Source organism: Selenomonas sp. CM52 (assembly GCF_000292955.1).
Taxonomy (GTDB): Bacteria; Bacillota; Negativicutes; order Selenomonadales; family Selenomonadaceae; genus Selenomonas.
Window position 1 is genome coordinate 39,685 of the sequence record NZ_ALNM01000046.1, and the last position, 18,968, is coordinate 58,652.

At 59.9% G+C, this 18,968-nt stretch carries 22 protein-coding genes; 19 read left to right on the forward strand and 3 right to left on the reverse strand.

Features of this window, described 5'->3' with window-relative positions:
- Positions 1-64: 64 nt before the first annotated feature.
- The 11 genes from HMPREF1153_RS10745 (at position 65) to HMPREF1153_RS10795 (ending at position 9,946) form a co-directional block, all read left to right on the forward strand.
- On the forward strand, positions 65-1,324 hold the full coding sequence (locus HMPREF1153_RS10745; RefSeq protein WP_009647020.1) for a DUF2318 domain-containing protein: 1,260 nt from the start codon (positions 65-67) through the stop codon (positions 1,322-1,324).
- Positions 1,325-1,343: 19 nt separating this feature from the next.
- Positions 1,344-2,615: an ABC transporter permease gene (locus HMPREF1153_RS10750; protein WP_009646997.1), complete on the forward strand. Its 1,272-nt coding sequence runs from the start codon at positions 1,344-1,346 to the stop codon at positions 2,613-2,615.
- Between the two features lie 6 nt (positions 2,616-2,621).
- Positions 2,622-3,776: an ABC transporter permease gene (locus HMPREF1153_RS10755; protein ID WP_009647007.1), complete on the forward strand. Its 1,155-nt coding sequence runs from the start codon at positions 2,622-2,624 to the stop codon at positions 3,774-3,776.
- Between the two features lie 9 nt (positions 3,777-3,785).
- Positions 3,786-4,487, forward strand: a complete 702-nt coding sequence (locus tag HMPREF1153_RS10760) for an ABC transporter ATP-binding protein (RefSeq protein ID WP_006193832.1) — start codon at positions 3,786-3,788, stop codon at positions 4,485-4,487.
- On the forward strand, positions 4,484-4,987 hold the full coding sequence (locus HMPREF1153_RS10765) for an FMN-binding protein (RefSeq protein ID WP_009647001.1): 504 nt from the start codon (positions 4,484-4,486) through the stop codon (positions 4,985-4,987). Before HMPREF1153_RS10760 ends, HMPREF1153_RS10765 begins: the two co-directional genes overlap by 4 nt.
- Before the next feature lie 2 nt (positions 4,988-4,989).
- The gene (locus HMPREF1153_RS10770) at positions 4,990-6,087 is read left to right on the forward strand and encodes an FAD:protein FMN transferase (RefSeq protein WP_009646986.1); all 1,098 of its coding nucleotides are present in this window, start codon (positions 4,990-4,992) and stop codon (positions 6,085-6,087) included.
- Positions 6,084-6,503: a NusG domain II-containing protein gene (locus HMPREF1153_RS10775; RefSeq protein WP_009646994.1), complete on the forward strand. Its 420-nt coding sequence runs from the start codon at positions 6,084-6,086 to the stop codon at positions 6,501-6,503. Before HMPREF1153_RS10770 ends, HMPREF1153_RS10775 begins: the two co-directional genes overlap by 4 nt.
- Positions 6,500-7,114, forward strand: coding sequence for a Gx transporter family protein (locus HMPREF1153_RS10780; protein WP_009646982.1), 615 nt, complete (start codon positions 6,500-6,502; stop codon positions 7,112-7,114). Before HMPREF1153_RS10775 ends, HMPREF1153_RS10780 begins: the two co-directional genes overlap by 4 nt.
- 64 nt (positions 7,115-7,178) lie before the next feature.
- Positions 7,179-7,832 (forward strand): cupin domain-containing protein, encoded by a 654-nt coding sequence (locus HMPREF1153_RS10785; RefSeq protein ID WP_009646951.1) that lies wholly within the window; start codon positions 7,179-7,181, stop codon positions 7,830-7,832.
- Between the two features lie 257 nt (positions 7,833-8,089).
- Positions 8,090-9,388, forward strand: coding sequence for a phosphopyruvate hydratase (eno, locus tag HMPREF1153_RS10790; protein ID WP_009646950.1), 1,299 nt, complete (start codon positions 8,090-8,092; stop codon positions 9,386-9,388).
- A gap of 186 nt (positions 9,389-9,574) precedes the next feature.
- Positions 9,575-9,946: a heavy-metal-associated domain-containing protein gene (locus HMPREF1153_RS10795; protein WP_037370615.1), complete on the forward strand. Its 372-nt coding sequence runs from the start codon at positions 9,575-9,577 to the stop codon at positions 9,944-9,946.
- Between the two features lie 56 nt (positions 9,947-10,002).
- Here the strand turns inward: HMPREF1153_RS10795 and HMPREF1153_RS10800 are convergent, their stop codons facing one another.
- Together HMPREF1153_RS10800 and HMPREF1153_RS10805 are read right to left on the reverse strand one after the other, a co-directional pair.
- Positions 10,003-11,181 carry an HD-GYP domain-containing protein gene (locus HMPREF1153_RS10800; RefSeq protein WP_009646983.1) on the reverse strand — a complete coding sequence of 393 codons (1,179 nt, stop codon included), beginning with the start codon at positions 11,179-11,181 and terminating at the stop codon, positions 10,003-10,005.
- 51 nt (positions 11,182-11,232) lie between these two features.
- Positions 11,233-12,399, reverse strand: coding sequence for an HD-GYP domain-containing protein (locus HMPREF1153_RS10805; RefSeq protein WP_009646941.1), 1,167 nt, complete (start codon positions 12,397-12,399; stop codon positions 11,233-11,235).
- A gap of 238 nt (positions 12,400-12,637) precedes the next feature.
- Here HMPREF1153_RS10805 and HMPREF1153_RS10810 point away from each other — a divergent pair, with 238 nt between their 5' ends.
- Positions 12,638-13,336: a hypothetical protein gene (locus HMPREF1153_RS10810; RefSeq protein WP_232208282.1), complete on the forward strand. Its 699-nt coding sequence runs from the start codon at positions 12,638-12,640 to the stop codon at positions 13,334-13,336.
- 50 nt (positions 13,337-13,386) lie between these two features.
- Here the strand turns inward: HMPREF1153_RS10810 and HMPREF1153_RS10815 are convergent, their stop codons facing one another.
- Positions 13,387-13,737: a hypothetical protein gene (locus tag HMPREF1153_RS10815; protein ID WP_009647011.1), complete on the reverse strand. Its 351-nt coding sequence runs from the start codon at positions 13,735-13,737 to the stop codon at positions 13,387-13,389.
- Positions 13,738-14,267: 530 nt separating this feature from the next.
- Between HMPREF1153_RS10815 and HMPREF1153_RS10820 the strand changes: the two genes are divergently transcribed.
- The 7 genes from HMPREF1153_RS10820 to HMPREF1153_RS10840 are packed head-to-tail and all read left to right on the forward strand — an operon-like array spanning position 14,268 to position 18,670.
- Entirely contained in the window at positions 14,268-16,100 is a 1,833-nt protein-coding gene (locus HMPREF1153_RS10820; protein WP_232208283.1) for a hypothetical protein, read from the forward strand.
- The gene (locus HMPREF1153_RS10825) at positions 16,048-16,914 is read left to right on the forward strand and encodes a hypothetical protein (protein ID WP_037370617.1); all 867 of its coding nucleotides are present in this window, start codon (positions 16,048-16,050) and stop codon (positions 16,912-16,914) included. Before HMPREF1153_RS10820 ends, HMPREF1153_RS10825 begins: the two co-directional genes overlap by 53 nt.
- Complete coding sequence (locus tag HMPREF1153_RS10830) at positions 16,905-17,657, forward strand: DUF6339 family protein (protein ID WP_009646949.1); 753 nt, start codon at positions 16,905-16,907, stop codon at positions 17,655-17,657. Before HMPREF1153_RS10825 ends, HMPREF1153_RS10830 begins: the two co-directional genes overlap by 10 nt.
- 1 nt (position 17,658) lies before the next feature.
- A complete protein-coding gene (locus HMPREF1153_RS10835; protein WP_009646946.1) occupies positions 17,659-17,964 on the forward strand; it encodes a nucleotidyltransferase family protein in 306 nt (101 codons plus the stop codon).
- Entirely contained in the window at positions 17,954-18,106 is a 153-nt protein-coding gene (locus tag HMPREF1153_RS13135) for a HepT-like ribonuclease domain-containing protein (protein ID WP_232208284.1), read from the forward strand. Before HMPREF1153_RS10835 ends, HMPREF1153_RS13135 begins: the two co-directional genes overlap by 11 nt.
- Entirely contained in the window at positions 18,052-18,177 is a 126-nt protein-coding gene (locus tag HMPREF1153_RS13185) for a hypothetical protein (RefSeq protein WP_255325472.1), read from the forward strand. Before HMPREF1153_RS13135 ends, HMPREF1153_RS13185 begins: the two co-directional genes overlap by 55 nt.
- Entirely contained in the window at positions 18,167-18,670 is a 504-nt protein-coding gene (locus tag HMPREF1153_RS10840; RefSeq protein WP_009647000.1) for a nitroreductase family protein, read from the forward strand. Before HMPREF1153_RS13185 ends, HMPREF1153_RS10840 begins: the two co-directional genes overlap by 11 nt.
- Positions 18,671-18,968 lie beyond the last annotated feature (298 nt).

The following is an 18,968-nucleotide window of genomic DNA, read 5'->3' on the forward strand; positions in this document are numbered from 1 at the left end:
ACCATCCAATGGGTGGCGGTGGGCTTTGCTTTCATATTCCTATAGATAAAGTGAGGTGCAGAATATGCTGCAGATGTTCCTGCAACAGTTTGTGCCGGCGATGGAGCAGGTGCTGACGCTTGCTGTGCCGCTCGGCATCCTTTTCGCCATCCTGCGGCGGCTGCCGCTCGAAAAGTATCGCCGCAATTATAACACTGCGATTCATTGGGGCTTCTGGCTTTCCGTCGCCATCGTGGCAGCTCGCGTCGGCACGCGAAACGCCGTGAGCCGCGAGGTCGCCGAAGCCGGCGCGATCGCCTTCGCCATGATCGCCGAGGTCGTGCTCGTCGCCATGCTCGCGCGCGGCGCAGGGCAGAAGGAGGGGCTTTCACGCCCGCTGCAGGTTTCCGCCTGCGTCATCGGCGTCTTGCTCTTCTTCTATCACGGCATGGAGCTTTGGCTCATCCCCGTCGGCACGATCATCTCGGCGGCGGGCGACTACATGACGCAGACGGTCGCCGTGAAGCTCGCGGGCTTTGCCGCAGGGCTGTTCTTCGGCGTCGTCAGCTCCTTCGTCGCCTACAAGGCGGCGGCGGCGCTCAACCCGAGGCGGCTTCTTTTCGTATTCGTCATTCAGGCCGGTGCCATGTTCATCCAGCAGGGGATCTTCCTCGTGCAGGTGCTGATGGCGCGGCACATCCTCGACAGCGCGGCGCTGCTTTCCATCATGGCGCCGATCATCGACCACTCGTCGTGGCTCATCTTCATCATCTTCTTCGCGCTGCTCTTCGTGCCGCTGACGCTCTTCTCCCAGAAGAAGCCAGCGCGCCCTGCCGGCACGAATCCCGCCCAGTACCGCCGCATGATCATGCAGGCGATGCACAAGAGGCGCTGGGGTACGGCGACGGTACTGTTCCTCGCGGGCATGGTCTTCTTGTCGAGCTTCGGCGCGAGCTATGCGAACCGCAAGGAAGAGCTTGTGCCCGCTGTCCCCGTGACGGCGGTTGACGGCTTCGTCGACGTGGATCTCTCGGTGGTCAACGACGGACATCTGCATCGCTTCGTCTATCAGACGGCGAGCGGTCAGATGGTGCGCTACATCGTGATTTTGAAGGGCGGCAATTCCTACGGCGTCGGGCTTGACGCCTGCGAGATCTGCGGTCCGACTGGCTACTACGAAAAAGACGGGCAGGTCATCTGCCGCCTGTGCGACGTCATGATGAACAAGGCGACGATCGGCACGAAGGGCGGCTGCAACCCGATTCCCATCGAATACAGCGTGGCGGACGGCAAGCTGCGCGTGCCGCAGGACGCCTTGGACAAGGCGCGCGACGTGTTCCGCTGATGCGTGAAGGAGGGATACAATGTTTTGGCAGATGGTAAAGGGCGCGCTGATTCGCCAGAGGAAGCGCTTCTTCCTCATCGCGCTGACGGCGGCTCTCGGCGTATCGCTGGCTGCCGCCATGCTCAACGTCATGTTCGACATCGGCGAGAAGGTCAATCAGGAACTCAAGGCTTACGGCGCGAACATCACGGTCACGCCAAAGACGGCTTCCGTGCTGCAGGACGTCTACGGCCTTGAGGGCGGACGCAAAGAATACTTGAACGAGGCGGATGCGGCGAAGATCAAGACGATCTTCTGGACGAATAACATCGTCGCTTTCGCGCCCGAACTTTCGGGCGAAATTGCTCTCGCGGACGGCAAGAATGTGCCGCTCATGGGCACGTGGTTCGACCACGAGCTTGAATTGCCGACGGGCGAGAAGATGCAGACAGGCGAGAAGGAAATGAAGTCGTGGTGGAAGATCGACGGCGCGTGGCCGACGGAAAGCCCCGACGAGGCGCTGGCGGGCGTGAAGCTCGCGGACGCTCTGGGGCTGAAGCCTGGCGATACGGTTTCCTATCGCACGAAGGACGGCGCGGAAAGGACGCTGAAGATCACGGGCATCGTCACGGGCGGCGGCGCAGAGGATGATGCTCTGACCGTGAACCTCGCGCTCGCGCAGGAGCTTCTGGGCGCTGCCGGAAAGATCGACAAGATCGAAGTCTCCGCCGTCACGACGCCCGAAAACGACCTTGCGCGAAAGGCGGCGGAGAACCCCGAGCGCCTTTCGCAGAAGGAGCGCGAGATCTGGTACTGCACGGCCTACGTCAGCTCCATCGCCTTCCAGATCGAGGAGGCGATTCCCGGTTCTTCGGCGCAGCCCGTGCGGCAGATCGCCGAGTCCGAAGGCAAGATTCTTGAAAAGACGCAGATGCTCATGCTGCTCATCACAGGGCTTTCGCTTCTGTCGGCGGCGCTCGGCGTGTCGAACCTCGTCAGCGCGAACATCATGGAGCGAAGCCGCGAGTTCGGCCTCATGAAAGCGCTTGGCGCGACCGACCTCTCCGTCGTCCTCATGGTGCTCGCCGAGATCTTCATCGCAGGCGCCTTGGGCGGCTTCTTCGGCTACTTCGGCGGCCTGGCACTCGCACAGGCGATCGGGCAGACGGTCTTCGGATCGAGCATTGCGAACAACCTCGTCGTCATTCCCATCGTGGGCGGACTCATGGCTCTGATGCTCCTCATCGGCAGTCTGCCCGCCATCCGCATGCTTCTCTCCTTGCAGCCCGCAAGCGTCCTTCATGGCAGGTGATTTGATATGGCAGGAAGAATAAAGATACTGGAAATGTTTCTGCGCATGATCGTGCGGGCGCTCTTCCGCCAGAAGTCGCGCATGTTCGTTGCGCTCCTGGCGGTCGCGGTCGGCGCGGCGATCATCTCGGGCATGATCACGGTCTACCGCGAAGTGCCCGCGCAGCTCGGGCGCGAGTTCCGCGCCTACGGCGCGAACGTGCTGCTCTTGCCGGCGGGCGAGGCGAAGACCTTCGACGCCGCCGCCTTGCAGAAGGCGCGTGAGGCACTGGCGGGACGCGACGTCGTCGGTCTTGCGCCATTTCTCTACGAGCGCCTTGAGGTCAACAAGCAGCCCGTCCTGACGGGCGGCACGGACTTCGAGGAAATCAAGAAGGTCAGCCCCTATTGGATGGTCAAGGGCGAGTACCCGAAGGCAGGTGAGCGCGAGATCCTCCTGGGCGCAGAGATGGCCTCGAAGATCGCGCGTGATACGGACAAGCTGATCGGGCAGACCGTCTCGGTCAGCGCGGGCGAGGGCAAGGCCATGCTCTCCTTCACCGTCTCGGGCATCGTCTCGACGGGCGGCAAGGAAGAGCAGTTCGCTTTCCTGAATCTCGACGAGCTGCAAAAGATCGTCGAGAAGCCCGGCGCCGTCGGACTCGCACAGCTCAGCGTCGTCGCCGACGGCGACAGCTTGAAGTCCGTTGAGGACGCCATTCGCACCGCGAATATCGGCATCGAGCCGCAGGAGGTGCAGCAGATCGCGCACTCGGAGTTCAACGTCTTGAAGAAGCTCGAAGTTCTGATACTTCTCGTGACGATCATCGTCCTCATTTTGACGCTCATCTGCGTGACGACGACGATGACGGCGGTCGTTACGGAGCGCCGCCGCGAGATCGGTCTGAAGAAGGCGCTCGGCGCTTCGAATGCGAACATCGTCATGGAGTTCCTCGGTGAGGGCTGCGTGCTCGGCCTTGTCGGCGGCCTTTTAGGCAGCGGTTTCGGCTACCTCTTCGCACAGAGCGTCAGCATCAACGTCTTTTCGCGCGGCATCGCCTTTGCTCCGGGCATCGCCGTGCTCGCCGTCGTCTTGTCCGTCATCGTGACGGGCGTCGCGAGCCTCATTCCTGTGCGCATCGCGACGAGCGTTGACCCCGCCATCGTCTTGCGGGGAGAGTAGGAGGGTTTTATGAGTCTATTGGAATTGAAAGACGTGACGATGGCCTACGGCGGCAAGGTCAAGGCGCTCGACAACGTCAACCTCAAGGTGGAAAAGGGCGATTGGCTCGCCGTCATGGGGCCTTCCGGCTCGGGCAAGACGACGCTCATGAATATCATCGGCTGCATGGATCACGCGACGAGCGGCACGGTGCTTCTGGACGGCATCGACATCACGAAAGTTTCCGACCACGAGCTGACGCTCCTGCGCCGTGACAAGATCGGCATCGTCTTCCAGCAGTTTCACATGATCCCGTACTTGACGGCGATCGAGAACATCATGGCGGCGCAGTACTATCACAGCATCCCCGACAAGAAGGAAGCGCTCGAAGCGCTCGACCGCGTAGGGCTTGCTGACCGCGCCGACCATCTGCCGAGCCAGCTTTCGGGCGGCGAGCAGCAGCGCGTCTGCATTGCGCGCGCTCTCATCAACTACCCCGTGCTCATCCTCGCGGACGAGCCGACGGGCAACCTCGACGAGGTCAATCAGAATCTCGTCATGAAGATCTTCCGCGAACTGCACGCGGAAGGTCATACGATCCTCACAGTCACGCACTCCGCCGAGGTTGGCGCGGCAGCGGAGCGCTGCGTCATCATCGAGCATGGGCGCATGGTGGAAAAGAGCGCCGAGGAGCAGGCGGCGGCAAAGCTGAAGGAAGGGGCGAAACAATGAATTTGGACAGGAAGTCTCTGACGCTGGTCTTGGGCGTCGCCTTCGCGACGGCTCTCTTCGCGGGCTGCGGTGACGATGCGGCGAAGGACGAGCCGAAAGACGGCGGGGCGCAGGGCGTCGCCGTCAAGAAGATTGCCGACATCGACCTCTCGCAGGCGAAGGACGGCACGTACAACGGCGAGAGCAGCGAGAACTCTGAGTACGGTCACGGTAAGATCGCCATCACGATTAAGGATCACAAGATCGTGAGCGCGACATACTTTGGCATCGACAAGGACGGCACGATGAAGGGCGAGGACTACGGCAAGAAGAACGGCCAGGTCAGCGATGCGCAGAACTACAAGAAGGCGCAGAATGCCGTCAAGGCGAATGCGACCTACGGCGCACAGCTCGTCGAGCGTCAGCAGCCGGGTAAGGTCGATGCCATCTCGGGTGCGACGATCTCCTACGAGCAGTTCATCGAGGCCTCGACGAAGGCGCTCGATGAAGCGAAGAAGTAGCTATGATTCGCTTGCAGAATTTAGTAGCTCAAGGCGCAGGGCATCTTGCCCTGTGCCTTTTGCTCGTTTTTTTTGCCGCTTCTCTTTCGGCGGGATGCTTGCCCGCGCAGATGAAGAGCGCGGCTTCCGACGACGCTTCCCGCACCGCAGAGGAAGCGAGTGAGGAGTTCTTCGCGATGGATACGAAGATGACGGTTAAGGTCTATGGCGAAGGCGCACCCGAGGCGGCGCGGGAGGCGAAGGAGCGGCTTCAAGGGCTCGATGCGCTTTGGAGCGCGACGAGCGAGGGAAGCGACGTCGCGCGCTTGAACAGCGGCGCGGGCGAGGCCGTCGCGCTCGCGCCCGAGACGATGCGGCTTCTGCGCCTCTCCGAGGCGGTGCGCGAGGAGACGAAGGGCGCACTCGACGTGACGCTTCTGCCGCTCCTCAAGCTCTGGGGATTTTCGGGCGGCGTGCATCGCGTGCCGACGGCAGAGGAAATCGAGGCGGCGCGTGCCTTGACGGGAGCGGGAAAGCTCAAGCTCGACGAGGCGGCGGGTACGGCGCGGCTCGAAAAGGGCAGCAGCGTCGAACTCGGCGCGGTGGCGAAGGGCTATGCGGGCGAGCTTGTCGCGGCGGAACTCAAGTCGCGCGGCGTGCGCTCGGCGCTCCTCGATCTCGGCGGCAACATCGAGGCGGTCGGCATGCGCGAGGACGGCACACCGTGGCGCGTGGGGCTTCGGAATCCTTTCGGTGGAGCACTTCTCGGCGCGGTCGAGGTCGCGGATGCCGCCGTCGTGACCTCGGCGATCGACCAGCGCTTCTTCACGGATGAGGCAGGAAACCGCTATTGGCACATCCTTGATCCTGCGACGGGCGCACCTGCGGCGAGCGGCCTTGCATCCGCCACTGTCGTCGCGAAAGCGGGCGGCAGAGCGGATGCGCTTTCGACGGCGCTCTTCGTCATGGGCGCAGAACGCGCCGCCGCTTTCTGGCGCGAGCGGCAGGATTTTGAGATGGTGCTCGTCGGCATGGATGGTCATGTGTGGATTACAGAGGGGCTTCTTGACCGCTTCTCGGCGGGCGAGGGGCTGACGGGAGAAGCGGAGGTCATTCGATGAACGGGGAAAAGAAGGCGCGGCTCTTCGCTCTTTTCGCCGTGCTCCTGCTCGGTGCGGCGGGCGCGTGGCTCTTCGCAGCCGCTTCTCGCGGCGAAGACGCATCGGAGTCGGGCGCGGTCGAGGTCGTGCAGGACGGCGCGGTGATCTATCGCTTCACGCAGGAGGAACTGCAAGAAGAGCGCCATATTCGCGTGCCCTATGGCGAGCACGAGAACGTCATCGCGACGGGCGGCGGCACAATCCGCATCGAGAGCGCCGACTGTCCCGATCAGATCTGCGTGCATACAGGCGAATTGAAGGGGGACGGCGCACCGATCATCTGCCTGCCGCATCGCCTGGAGATTCGCTGGGCGAAAGCGGGCAGCGCGGGCGAGGTGGCGGGCGAGGCCGATGCGCCCGACGCGGTGGCGAGGTGAGGGGCGCGCGGCAGGAGCGCGGCGCTCGGCAGGGTGCGTCCGAGGCGCGGGCGCGTATATGCGCAGAGGGAGCGCAGGAAGCGGGTCTGGCGCAGCAGGGGGCGGCGCGGCTGACGCTTCTTTCCATCTGCCTCGCACTCTCGTTGATGCTCTTCTTCGTCGAGCTTCGCCTGCCGCTTGTCGCAGCGGTGCCGGGCTTCAAGCTCGGTTTCGCGAACATCGTGACCGTCGCCGCGCTCCGTCTCTTTCGCGCGAGGGAAGCGCTCTTGCTGCTTGTCCTGCGCATCGTGCTCGGATCGGTCTTCGCGGGCAGCCTGCCCGCGCTGTCGTTCAGCCTTGCGGGCGGGCTTCTGGCGCTCTCGGTCGGCGTCCTCTTGCTGCGGGCAGTCCCGCGCGTGCCGCTCGCGCTGCTCGGCGTCGCGGGCGCACTCTCGCACAATGTGGGTCAGCTCCTTGCCGCCGCTTTCTGGCTCGGCACGCTCGACGTCTTTTACTATGCGCCCATGCTCTTTGCTCTGGCCGTTTTCACGGGCGCAGCTACGGGCTTTTTGGCGCAGGAAGTCTTGCGGCGGCTGCCTTTGGAAAATAAGAAAATTTCTCAAAATCTGTAACAAATGTTCCCGCTGTGAAGATTTCCCTGTGCTATACTAGGAAAAAAGAGAGGAGATGACAGCCATGAAAGGTCAGGCAGGCAGGGTATTTCGCCCCGCCGAGGAAATGGCGCCCATCCCGGGCTGCACGGTGTCGGAAGCCATCAGCGCGGCAGGCGGCAACAACGTCGTCTGGTTCTCGCTCGCAGAGGCGACAGACATCAGCGCGGAGAGCTACGAGCGTCGCCGCCTCTGGTACGTCGCTTCGGGCGCGATGGAAGCGGTCGAGGAAAGCGGGAATACGCCGCTCGCCGCAGGAGATTTCTTCGTCGTGCCCGTCGGTACGCCCGTGGGCGTCAAGACCGAGCGCGGCGCCGTGTATCTTGAGATCAGTTTGCAGGAGGGAAAGACCATGAATAAGGCAATCGAGGATAAGAAGGTATTTCAGCTGGCGGAGCTTCTGCCGTGCCAGGAGGGTAAGATCGTCAACATGGATCTCGTGCAGAGCCCGAACCTCAAGTTCGTGCTCATGAGCTTCGGCGCGGGCACGGGGCTTGACGAGCACGCGGCGCCGGGCGAGGCTCTCGTCTTCGCGCTCGAAGGCGAGGCCGTCATCGGTTACGAGGGCAAGGAATACACGGTTCACGCGGGTGAGAACTTCAAGTTTGCGAAGAACGGCAGACATTATGTGCGTGCCGTGAAGAATTTCAAGATGGCGTTGATGCTGGAGCTTGCTTAAGCTGATATGAATACAGGCCGTTCATGCCTGTACGGCTTCGGCAAGTGGAAAAAGCGTGCGGGCAGGACGAAGCCCGTGCGCTTTTTTTCATGAAAGCGGCGACAAATGCGAATTGCTTTCAGCAAAAGGCTTGACATCTGCCGCTTTCGTGATAAGCTAGGAGTAAGGGTTTTCATTGGGATTTGCTGATAGAATGAAGTTCGCCGACGCGATGCAAATGCTATCGGCGCTCCCGGATTTTACAAGGAGTGGATACGATGAGGAACAGCAAGATCAAATGCATCCATGCACGCGAAATCGTTGACTCGCGCAGCAATCCGACGGTGGAAGTCGATGTCGTTCTGGAGGACGGCAGCTTCGGCCGTGCGGCGTCGCCGTCGGGCGCATCGACGGGCCAGTTTGAAGCGCTTGAACTGCGTGACGGTGACAAGGCTCGCTACCTCGGCAAGGGCGTCCTGAAGGCGGTCGAGAACGTCAACACGACGCTCGCCAAGGCGGTCGTCGGCGTCGACGCTGCGGATACGGCTCTCGTCGACCGCACGATGCTCGAAGCGGACGGCACGGAAGACAAGTCGAAGCTCGGCGCGAACGCCATCCTCGCCGTTTCCATGGCGGCGGCGAAGGCGGCCGCTGCGAGCGAGGAAACGCCGCTCTATCGCTTCTTGGGCGGCAGCCAGGGCGGCCTTTTGCCCGTGCCGATGATGAACATCCTGAACGGCGGCGCCCATGCGGCGAACAGCATCGACGTGCAGGAATTCATGATCATGCCGGTCGGCGCTCCCGATTTCCGCACGTGCATCCAGTGGTCGTCGGAAGTCTTCCATGCACTGCAGAGCCTCTTGAAGGCGGACGGCCATGCGACGGGCGTCGGCGACGAGGGCGGCTTCGCACCGAACCTCAAGTCGGACGACGAGGCGATCGACTACATCATGCGTGCCATTGAGAAGGCAGGCCACAAGCCCGGCAAGGATTTCGTGCTCGCGATGGACGCGGCCGCTAGCGAATGGAAGGGATCGAAGAAGGGCGAGTACAAGCAGCCCAAGTCCGGTCAGGTCTTCACGACGGCAGAGCTCGTCGAGCATTGGAAGAAGCTCGTCGATAAGTATCCGATCATCTCTCTCGAGGATCCGCTTGATGAAGAGGATTGGGAGGGCTGGCAGCTCATCACGAAGGAGCTTGGCGACCGCCTGCAGATCGTCGGCGACGATCTCTTCGTGACGAATACGAAGCGCCTCAAGAAGGGCATCGACATGAAGGCCGCGAACGCCATTCTCATCAAGGTCAATCAGATCGGCACGCTGAGCGAGACGCTCGCCGCCGTTGCCATGGCGCACAACGCGGGCTTCAAGGCCGTCGTATCGCATCGCTCGGGCGAGACGGAAGATACGACGATCGCCGACCTCGTCGTCGCGCTGAACGCCGGGCAGATCAAGACGGGCGCACCGAACCGCAGCGAGCGCGTCGCGAAGTACAACCAGCTTCTGCGCATCGAGGAAGAGCTGGGCAAGAACGCCGTCTTCGCGGGCAAGAATGCCTTCAACGTGCCTCTGCCGTGAATTTGAACGGAAAGTTTCAGTGATTCTCAAGATTTACAGCCTCCCCGACGGGGAGGCTGTTTTCGTCTCAAAGCATATTGCCAACACTAAGAATCACTATTGACAAGTCGATAAAGCGCGGGTAAAATAGAGCGATAGCATGGTATATAAGGGCAATGCCCTTTGGTAAGGAAAGAAGGAGAAATCATGGCAACGTATATTTTGGGAGCGGTTCTCTTGGCGGCGCTTTTCTTCGCTGTGCGCGGCATGGTGCGCCACTTCGGCGGCGGCGGTGCGTGCTGCGGCGGGGGTGGCAGCATCGAGGGCGGCCCGAAGAAGAAGCTCTATCACGACGTCATCGGCGAGAAGGTGCTGCATATCGAGGGCATGCACTGTGACAACTGCAAGAACGCCGTCGAGCGTATGCTCAACGGCATCGACGGCGCGGTCGCCGAGGTCGATCTCGGAAAGAACATCGCTGTCCTCAAGATGGAGCGCATGATCTCCGACGAGGAGCTTCATGCAGTTCTCGACAAGACGGAGTACAAGCTTGCCCGCGCAGAATTGCGCGAGGCATAAGAGCATACAAAAAGACCCTGCCGGGCGGCAGGGTCTTTTTGTATGCCTTTATCAACTCAGATTTCATGCTTCCCCATGCGCGGATAGTCCTTCATCGCGCGAAGATCGTCGTCAAGGAATACGGCGGGGTCGATGCCTGTATGACGGATGAAGTTCAAGAGTTCCACGTCGTCCATGACGTAATGTATGGCATCGCGGCGGCAGTGGGCGAGGTTTACGCCGAAGGGTTTTGGGAGAAGCTTACCGTTCTTGTCTGCAAAGACGATGACGATGGGGGCGAGCGTGTGGCCGAAGACGACCTTCTTGACGATGGCGTAGCCGAGCTGTGTTTTCATGACTGTACCAACGGGGTAAATGGCGACATTGTCGAAGAAGAGGCGCAGGCGATCCATGTCAAAATGACCGGGGGAGTTCTTCATCATCATCTGATAGACGACGTTCGGCTTGTATGCCCTCTTGTAAGGACGCACGCTCGTCAGCGCGTCGTAGACGTCGGCGATGGCGGTGATGCGGCTGTACGGATGGATGGACTTGCCGCGCACATGGTAGGGATAGCCTGAGCCGTCAAGGTGCTCGTGGTGCTGGACTGCAATGATGGCGAGGATCGAGGCGAGCGGCGACTTCAATTCCTTGAGGAGTCTGCGCCCTTCACTTGGATGCCGGCGGATGATCTTGAATTCGTCCGCCGTCAGGGCGCCAGACTTGTTGAGGATGGATGTGGGCACGGCGAGCTTGCCGATGTCGTGTAGGAGTCCTCCGAGCGTGATGACCTGCAGCTTACTCTTGGAGTAGCCGCAGAGATTGCCGAGCATCGTCGCGAGGACGGCGACGTTGACTGAATGGGAAAACGTGTAGGAGTCGTGCAGACGAATGTCTGTGATTTGCACGAGATTCTTCTTTTTCGACATGATGTCGCATACGAGGAGATCGGCACATCGCTCCATGAGGCTCATGTTGAACTGGCCATACTTTTCCGCCTGGCGGAAGGTCTCCGCGACGTTTTCGACGGCCTGCACGCGCGTGTGCTCTTTGATGATGTCAGGGGGCGGTTGCAGCTGAAAATTAGAAGAAAGCGATGTGACGTGAAGTTCGGGCACGCTGAGCTGACGAAGCCGATAGATGTAGCGATCAGTCAGCGGCGTGCCACGTACGAGAAAGGCGGCACCCTTCTCATTGAAGATGCTTTGCGCCGTCACCATGCCGGTTTTGAGCTGATTCGATTTCAAGCGTATCATGGAGAAAACACCCCGGTTTCAGTGGCGGAACACCTTGAAATGCGCCGTAGTTCATTCAGTATTTTCTTGTGACGCGTATTCTTTCTCTGTGTTTTCTTGGAGGAAGATGGCCGGATCGACGTTGATGTTGTGGATGAAATGGTACAGCTCGCTGTCGGAAATCACACCATCAAGCATCCCTTTTGGCGCTTCTTTCAGATCGAGGTCGCTGGGGGCATTGAGAAGTTTGCCCTCACGGTTGGCAAAGACGCAGACAACGGGCGTCAGCGTATAGCCGAATTCGACCTTCTTCACGATGGCGTAGCCATCCTGTGTCTTGAGGATCGTGCCGACGGGGTAAATCGCGACGTTGTCGAAGAAAAGCTTCAAGAGATCGAGATCGAAATGCCCGGGCGAACATGTAGCCATGAGGCGATGTGCGACGGATGGCGTATAGGCTCTCTTGTACGGGCGCACGCTCGTCAGGGCGTCGTAGACGTCGGCGATGGCGACGATGCGTCCGTAGCGGTGGATCTGCTCGCCTTTCAGATGGTTGGGATAGCCCGAGCCGTCGATGTGCTCGTGGTGCTGCAGGGCGATGGTGGAGAGCAGCGTGTCGTTGGGAAACATCTTCTTCAGACGCTGTCTGCCGGCTTCCGGATGTCCCTGCATCACGCTCCACTCGTCGTCTGTGAGATGGCCGGCCTTCGTGAGAATCTCATAGGGTACGGTGATCTTGCCGATGTCATGCAGGAGACCGCCGAGCGTGAGCTTTAGCTGCTCCTCCCTGGAAAGCTTCAGAAGCACGCCGAGGAGAGACGAGAGGATGGCCACGTTGACCGAATGGGCGAAGGTATAAGTGTCGTGCAGGCGGATGTCCGTGAGCTGCACGAGGTTCTTCTGCTGTGCGATGATGTCCTGCAGGATGTTCTCCGAAATGCCCTGCAGCGGCGCCGGGTCGAAGGTGCCGTTCTCCTCGACGCTATGGAAAGCCGTCGCCACGTTTTGTATGGCGGAGATGCGCGTTTTTTCCTGCACGATATCATCGGGCGGCGCGAGCTTGAGCTTGGGATCCAGGGAGGTGACGGTCACGCCGTCAAATCCCGCTTTCTCCAGACGCTCGATGTATGTCGGACTGAGTTCCATGCCCTTCGTCAGGTAGCTGGCGCCGAGCGGATTGTATATGCTCTGCGCCGTGATCATGCCGTTTTTTAGTTTTTTTATAGGTATATGAATCATTTTACCCGCCTATCATCTTACTTGATGCAGTGTTTCGAGCATCGTTTTATATTCGACGAATAATTTTGAGTTTTTTATCCTAAAATATAAAGGAGAAATATCTACTCATCTTCATGATACTATATTTTGCTCCAAAAGGGAAGAATCTCGTCCGCGAATACTGAATAAAGTGCAATAGTTTTTGCCGTGTGATTGGTGTTCGTGTGCTATAATGAAAGGACGAAACGTGTGGGGAGGGATGATTGTGATCGTACGCCAACGCTGGGGGACTGTCGTGCTTCTTGCCGTTCTTCTGCATATGTTCGCGTTTGGCATCGCGGGGCTTCTTTTGCCGCATGAGGAGTCGTTTTGGGACACGGCGCAGGAAATTACCTGGCTCGATGTGCCGGACTCGGATGAGGCTGCCGCGAAAGTTTCGCCTTCTGCGGAGGAGAAGCTACTGGCGGAGGAGAAGCCGCGGGTGGAGAATGAGACGTTGGCGACGGAAGAGGAGAGCGTTCCCGAGTCTTGGAAGCCGCCTTCACAAGAAGCGCTGAAGTCGCCGAGTGAGGCAAAGAAAAGACCAGTCGAGGGTCAAAAAGCGAAGCCGCCGAAGAAGCGCGACTATCCTGCGATGCGTAAGCCGAACAAGCCCGCCGTGCTGCGTGAGGAGACGAAGCGCGGCCTGACCGAGAAGGAGACTGCGTACCGAGGGCATGTGCAGTTCTTTGCGGACATCTCGCCGGAAGGCCGCGTGACGGGCGTCCAAGCGTGGCAGTTCGAGCCGGAAATCACCGACGAGAGGGAGCGCCGACTTCTCGAAGAGCGTCTGGAAAAGAGGATCAAGGAGAGCTGGCGCTATGCGCCGAGCCTCACGCCCGAGGGCGTGCCGACGACGCAGACGAAAGCCGAGGAGCTTGATATCCCTGAAAAAGAAAAGCCCAAGGATGACCGTTAGGGACGGCTCTTGGGCTTTTCTCGTTCGGCCGTATGGGAATCGCGGACGAATCAGTGGCAGACGAAGGTCTCGATCGCGCCGAAGCGGATGTAGCGGCTCGCTTCGGCGGGGTCGTTCTCAAGAATTGCCGTGCGCACGCTCGTCAGATCGTCTTCGGCGATTTCGATGCGCGAGGCATCCTGCTCCTCCTTGACTTTCTGCCAAAGAGCCTTGCGCGAGGCCTGTGTGTCGCGGTAGATCTCATGGTTGTAAAAGATGTTCATCGAGTCGTGGGATTTTTCGGCATCGCAGTTGAAGAAGATGTAGGCGACGTTCGAAGTCCTGCGCGTGCGCGAGGGGGCGCTGCTTTTCTTTGGGGCGGCGGTCTTTCTTGCGCCGCTCGATTTTGCTGCTGTTGGCATGGAAAAGACTCCTTTCGTTTTGTGCGGCACGTTGTGAGAAGATATGCCGCATCTGAGAAATGATGAAATGTATGAAGCCGTGCGGTCTGCCGCACGAGCCTCATTATAGCACAATTCCCGCACGGGTGCAAAAAAGTTGCGGGAAAATACCAGAAATTGAGAATACTGGAAAAGGAAAGAAAGCGAAAGAAAACAGGCAGCGAGCCTAGGCTCGCTGCCTGTTCTTTTCTTGTTGGCCTTGCAGCCTGAACCCCTGGCGGGATTCGATTATATTGCCACCAGGAGGAACCATACGCGATGATTCCTTCTGGTGGTTAGTAAGGTACGGCACTAAAGGCGGGATGACGCTTAGTCCACCTGCCGCACCTTTATTATAGCATATTGGCTCGTATATGCAAGAGGGCGCAGGTAAATTTTTGCAATATTTAGCTTTTGTTAATTTTTGGCCGCACCTCACGCATTGTCACTGGGCGGTCTCTTTGCTATACTAGGAAACGTACAGGAATGAGGTGGAAAAATTGTTTCCTTTCATGGACAGGAAGAAGGGCGGCTGGCGTGCGCCGGCAAACGACAGCGGCGAGCTTGTCGGCTACAACGACCTCGCACGCGTTTCCTTCGGCATACGCACGGTGCACTACCTCGTGCGCGAGACGATCCAGAACTCGCTCGACGCGCGAAGAGATGACGCTGAGGGCGCCGTCCTCGTTTCCTTTCAGTCGTTTGACATCCCGCGCGAGAGGTTTCCAGGGCGCGAGGATTTTCAGAATATCCTGGAGCGATGCTTCCTCAGCAATCGGGACGACAAGAAGTGCCGCGAGGCGTTTGAGCGTGCGGCGGATGTCCTCAAGGCGGAGCGCATCGCTGTCCTTCGCATCAGCGATTTTCGCACGCGCGGGCTTGAGGGAGCGCTCGCGGGCGAGAAGGGTTCGCTTTGGAGCGGACTCGTCAAGGAGCAGGGGTTTTCCGTGCAGAAGGAGGAGAACGCGGGCGGCAGTTTCGGCATCGGCAAGGCGGTCGTCTATAGCTGCTCGGAGCTTCGCACGGCGTTCTTCGCCTCGTTGGACAAAGACGGCGTGGAGTCGTATACGGGCGTCGCGAAGCTCGTCTCCTATAGGGACGAGAAGGATCGCTGGACGACGGGCACGGTCTACTACAGCGACGAGAACAAGAAGGCGCTTTTGGACATCTTCACGCTCGATCCCGCCTTTCGGCGGCGCACGAGCGGCACGGACATCTTCATCATGGGGCTTGTGCCCATCGAGGGCTTGGAGCAGGAGATGATCCGCGCCGTTCTCGACAATTTCCTTCTCGCGATATGGCTGGGCAACCTGGAGGTGGAGATCGGCGATCACCGCATCACGAAGACGAGCCTCGGCCTTTACGCGGATTCACTTCCCGTTGAAAAGACGGCTGGCAGTCCGCATCACAAGGAATACTATGAGGAGAACCGCATGATCCAGCGCTACGCGCGCATGCTTCTAGGCGAGGATGAGGCGACGCAGAGGATCGAGCTTCGTGCCGCAGAATACGGTGCGAAGTACGGCTTTCCCGACGGCGCGGCAACGCTCTTTTTGACGCGCGGCGAGGGGCTGAACCGCCGCATCCTCATGTCGCGCCACATTGGCATGAAGCTCTTCGAGCAGAAGGGGTTTCCGAGCGGTATCGACTTCACGGGGATCTTCCTCATCAAGGAGAACGCGATGGGGCAGGCGTTTCGCCGCATCGAGGTGCCGTCGCACGACGCGTGGGAGCCGGGCGTCCTGCAGGACGCGGCAGAGGAGAAGCAGGCGAAGGAGATGTACCTGGGGCTCAAGCGTTACCTGAAGGAAAAGGTGCGCGAACGGCTGATGGCGGAGGAGGAGCGCGGCGTCGACGCCTTCGGCGCGGGCGATTTCCTGCCCGACTTGGAAGACGCAGCCGTGCGCCGCGCCCTTGCTGCACGAAAGGGCGGGCGCAAAGAGGAGCTTCAAAGCGGTGTCGAGAAGATCCGCAAGAAGAAGGCGGCGGCATCGCGCCTCTCGCCGCTTCACATGCGCTCTTTTTGCGTCGAGCGCGAGAAGGGACGCTATCGCCTGAGCCTCATCGCGCCGCGAAAGGTCGAGCGCGTGCGCCTGGAGCTTTTTCTCGCGGGCGAGCAGACGGATGTTCCCGTCAAGCTGCTTGCGGCCTCGCTTTCGGGCAGAGCCAGGGCGAAATTGACAAAGTTCGAGAAGAACGTCATCGAGCTGCAGAATGTCGCGAAGGGCGCGAAACTCTTTGTCGACTATACGATGGACTATCGTGACTACTGCCTGATGGAGGTGAAGTACGTTGAAGATCCGGGGGCATCTGGCGCCGTATCCGCTGCTGGCGAAGACGAATGACAGCTACCGCAAGTCGTCGTTCGACGGTATCGCCGAGCTGAAGGCGTCGGGGAAAGAACTGCGCCTTGAGTTTCGCGCCGTGCTTCGCTGTACTTCGCTCAGGAACCTCGTGCGTGCGGGGCTTGCTGGCTATGCGCTGCACGTCGAGTCGCCCGTCACGTCGTATCGCCGCCTCTTCGAGTTCAACGATGCGCCGTTTCATCTGACGCTGGCGGCGGACGAGGTGCGCGTCTCTCTGCAGGTCACGCCGTTCGTCGTCGCGAAGGCGGCGATCGAGGGATATGCGAGCGATGATTTTCATGAAGTCTACGAAGGGCAGGCCTTTTCTTTCGCACGCGGACATATCCTCGCCGTCGATCAGACGACGGAATTCCTGCTGCAGGCGCATGACGAACGCGAGACGCTTCCTTCCATCGTGCGCGTCGAGCCTTTGGGGCGCGAGGCGGGCGAGGCAGCGCTTCGCGTCGACTGCGGCTCGGATTACATCGTCGCCCGCCTGCCGCAAGGCATGTACGACGCTTATCGCCGCTACGCGAAGGGAGTCTACAGCGCGACGTTCCTCTCGTGCGTCGTCCAGCCGGCTCTCACTGCGGCGCTCGAAAAGCTGCAGAGCGGCCTGCGTGCGGGGGAAGAGCCGAGGACGCGCTGGCAGAGGGTGCTCGTGCACCTCTTGGAAGAAGAGAAGATCGATGTCGCGGCGAAGGACGCAGAGCCTCTCGCCGTCGCCCAGCGCCTCCTGCGCGATCCGCTGAACCGCGCCGTGCAGGAGTTGGAGGATCTGGCGCAGCGCGAGGAGGTGGGCGCATGGAACTGAGCTTCATGACGCAGGCGGGCATCGACGATATGAAGACGCATGTTGAGGAATATGCCGCGATGTATCAGAGCGCGGACAATGCGGCGATGCTCGCGCATCTTTCGGCGCGCGGCTATCTCGAAAAGACGGAGCTTGCCGCACTTTCGCCCGTCGAGCTTCTGACAGAGGGCGACTTTGCCTCGACGGACGTGGAGAACGTGCGGCGCATTTACGGCGCATGGCGTACGCTCGCGCCCTATACGGCGGCGGATGAGCGCTTCTGGGCGGGGCTTTCGCACACGCTCTTCTGGCGCTACATCCATTACCGCAAGGAAAAGGATTTCGGCGAGGGAAAGGCCGCCGCGCTTCGGAGCGATTTCTTCTTCGCGCAGGGGCGGCGCCGCTCGCTCTTCGTGAATCCGATCGCCCGCCTGTGGTGGGCGGGGCACATGGTCTTCGATGAGCGCCGCCGCGATCCGTTCGAGCTTCTGCCCGTGCTCGCGCAAGAAGCGTTCGCCTCGCAGCTCGTGCTCCTCGCCTCAAGCAGCCTCATGAGCCGCAGGGAGACGCGCTTCGCCGTGCTCGCGCTCTTGGAGCGCTTCGAGCGCGGTGGGAGAAAGGTCAAGCGCGAGCATCTGCAGGCGCTCCTCGGCCGCCTCAACGAGATTTCATCGCTGACGCTCGTCGACATGCTCGCGCAGGAGGAGATCGAGAAACGGTTGGAAGGAGTGCTTTTCCCGCGATACGAGAATCGGAGGGATTGATATGCCGAAGGGGATTTTTACGCTCGACGAAATAAAACGGCGATTGCAGCCAATTTTTACTAGCCATCGGATTCGTCAGGCGATTCTTTTTGGTTCTTACGGCAAGGGGACGGCAACGCAAAAAAGCGATGTGGATTTGTTGGTGGACAGCGATTTGCGCGGACTGAAATTCATGGGCTTCGTGGAGGAGTTGCGCGAAGCTTTGGATGATAAGGATATGGATGTGTTCGATGTCGCTCATATCGAGCCGAAGTCTCGGATTGCCGAGGAAATTAAGCAGACGGGGATCGAGATTTATGCGCGATAAGATCAGGAATCGCATCGTTCATGACTACGAAGGCGTGAATCTGCGGCTTATCTGGGAGATTGTCTCTGACGACATGCCAGCGTTGAGATGCGAATTGAACGGTATGAAGAAGCGGTTTGGCGAGAGCGGGCAGGTGTGCTGACGCTCGTCGCCATGCTTGCGCAGGAGGAGATCGAGAAACGGTTGGAAGGAGTGCTTTTCGATGGAAAATGACGTCGTGTTTCAGCGCCGCAGCATAAGGAAGTATCAGGCGAGGCCGGTCGAGCCGGAGAAGGTCGAGCGCATCCTGCGTGCAGGGATGCAGGCACCGTCCGCCTGCAATCAGCGGCCGTGGGAGTTCTTCGTCGTCGAGAACCGCGAAAAGATCGCCGCGCTCGCCAAGGTCACGCCCTATACGGGCTGCGCGGCAGGAGCGCCGCTCCTCTTAGCGCTCGCCTACCGTACGGAGGGCTTGACCGTGCCGCGCTTTTCGCACATCGACATGGCAGCGGCGCAGCAGAACATCTGGCTCGAAGCGACGTATCTCGGCCTCGGCGGCGTCTGGTTCGGCATCGCGCCCTACGAGGAGAACATGAAGAAGGTGGAAGAAATCCTCGAAATGCCCGCGAACCTCAAGGCATTCTCCCTATTCGCCATCGGCTATCCAAACGAGAGAAAGCTGCACGCAGACAGGTTTGAAGCGGAGCGGGTGCATTATGTGAGGTGAGGGACGGAGGGGCTTGTCACTGTGTGTATGGACGGGGTATGAGATGTGGTGTACGAGAATATACATTTGAAAAGACGGGCTGTCATACGGAGCGGAAAAAGCTTCGTATGATAGCCCGTCTTTTCTGCGCTTTCGAGGATTTTGTAAGATTTCTTGTCGTGCCCCTTGACAGTGCAGGCGGAGATTCGTATAATATAAACCATACTGATTTTATATGAATTATCAACCGCCTGCTTCTGAGGAAGCGGTGATTGGTTCGTCGACGTGGCGGGAGGCTTCCTGCCATGCAGAAAGAAGG

Coding starts and splice junctions, on each gene's coding strand:
- HMPREF1153_RS10815 (WP_009647011.1), bottom strand. CDS start 13,737: ATGCCAACAGCAGCAAAATCGAGCGGCGCAAGAAAGACCGCCGCCCCA.
- HMPREF1153_RS10755 (WP_009647007.1), top strand. CDS start 2,622: ATGGCAGGAAGAATAAAGATACTGGAAATGTTTCTGCGCATGATCGTG.
- HMPREF1153_RS10800 (WP_009646983.1), bottom strand. CDS start 11,181: ATGATACGCTTGAAATCGAATCAGCTCAAAACCGGCATGGTGACGGCG.
- HMPREF1153_RS13135 (WP_232208284.1), top strand. CDS start 17,954: ATGCGCGATAAGATCAGGAATCGCATCGTTCATGACTACGAAGGCGTG.
- HMPREF1153_RS10820 (WP_232208283.1), top strand. CDS start 14,268: ATGGACAGGAAGAAGGGCGGCTGGCGTGCGCCGGCAAACGACAGCGGC.
- HMPREF1153_RS10810 (WP_232208282.1), top strand. CDS start 12,638: ATGATTGTGATCGTACGCCAACGCTGGGGGACTGTCGTGCTTCTTGCC.
- HMPREF1153_RS10835 (WP_009646946.1), top strand. CDS start 17,659: ATGCCGAAGGGGATTTTTACGCTCGACGAAATAAAACGGCGATTGCAG.
- HMPREF1153_RS10770 (WP_009646986.1), top strand. CDS start 4,990: ATGATTCGCTTGCAGAATTTAGTAGCTCAAGGCGCAGGGCATCTTGCC.
- HMPREF1153_RS10745 (WP_009647020.1), top strand. CDS start 65: ATGCTGCAGATGTTCCTGCAACAGTTTGTGCCGGCGATGGAGCAGGTG.
- HMPREF1153_RS13185 (WP_255325472.1), top strand. CDS start 18,052: ATGCGAATTGAACGGTATGAAGAAGCGGTTTGGCGAGAGCGGGCAGGT.
- HMPREF1153_RS10830 (WP_009646949.1), top strand. CDS start 16,905: ATGGAACTGAGCTTCATGACGCAGGCGGGCATCGACGATATGAAGACG.
- HMPREF1153_RS10760 (WP_006193832.1), top strand. CDS start 3,786: ATGAGTCTATTGGAATTGAAAGACGTGACGATGGCCTACGGCGGCAAG.
- HMPREF1153_RS10795 (WP_037370615.1), top strand. CDS start 9,575: ATGGCAACGTATATTTTGGGAGCGGTTCTCTTGGCGGCGCTTTTCTTC.
- eno (WP_009646950.1), top strand. CDS start 8,090: ATGAGGAACAGCAAGATCAAATGCATCCATGCACGCGAAATCGTTGAC.
- HMPREF1153_RS10775 (WP_009646994.1), top strand. CDS start 6,084: ATGAACGGGGAAAAGAAGGCGCGGCTCTTCGCTCTTTTCGCCGTGCTC.
- HMPREF1153_RS10805 (WP_009646941.1), bottom strand. CDS start 12,399: ATGATTCATATACCTATAAAAAAACTAAAAAACGGCATGATCACGGCG.
- HMPREF1153_RS10840 (WP_009647000.1), top strand. CDS start 18,167: ATGGAAAATGACGTCGTGTTTCAGCGCCGCAGCATAAGGAAGTATCAG.
- HMPREF1153_RS10785 (WP_009646951.1), top strand. CDS start 7,179: ATGAAAGGTCAGGCAGGCAGGGTATTTCGCCCCGCCGAGGAAATGGCG.
- HMPREF1153_RS10750 (WP_009646997.1), top strand. CDS start 1,344: ATGTTTTGGCAGATGGTAAAGGGCGCGCTGATTCGCCAGAGGAAGCGC.
- HMPREF1153_RS10765 (WP_009647001.1), top strand. CDS start 4,484: ATGAATTTGGACAGGAAGTCTCTGACGCTGGTCTTGGGCGTCGCCTTC.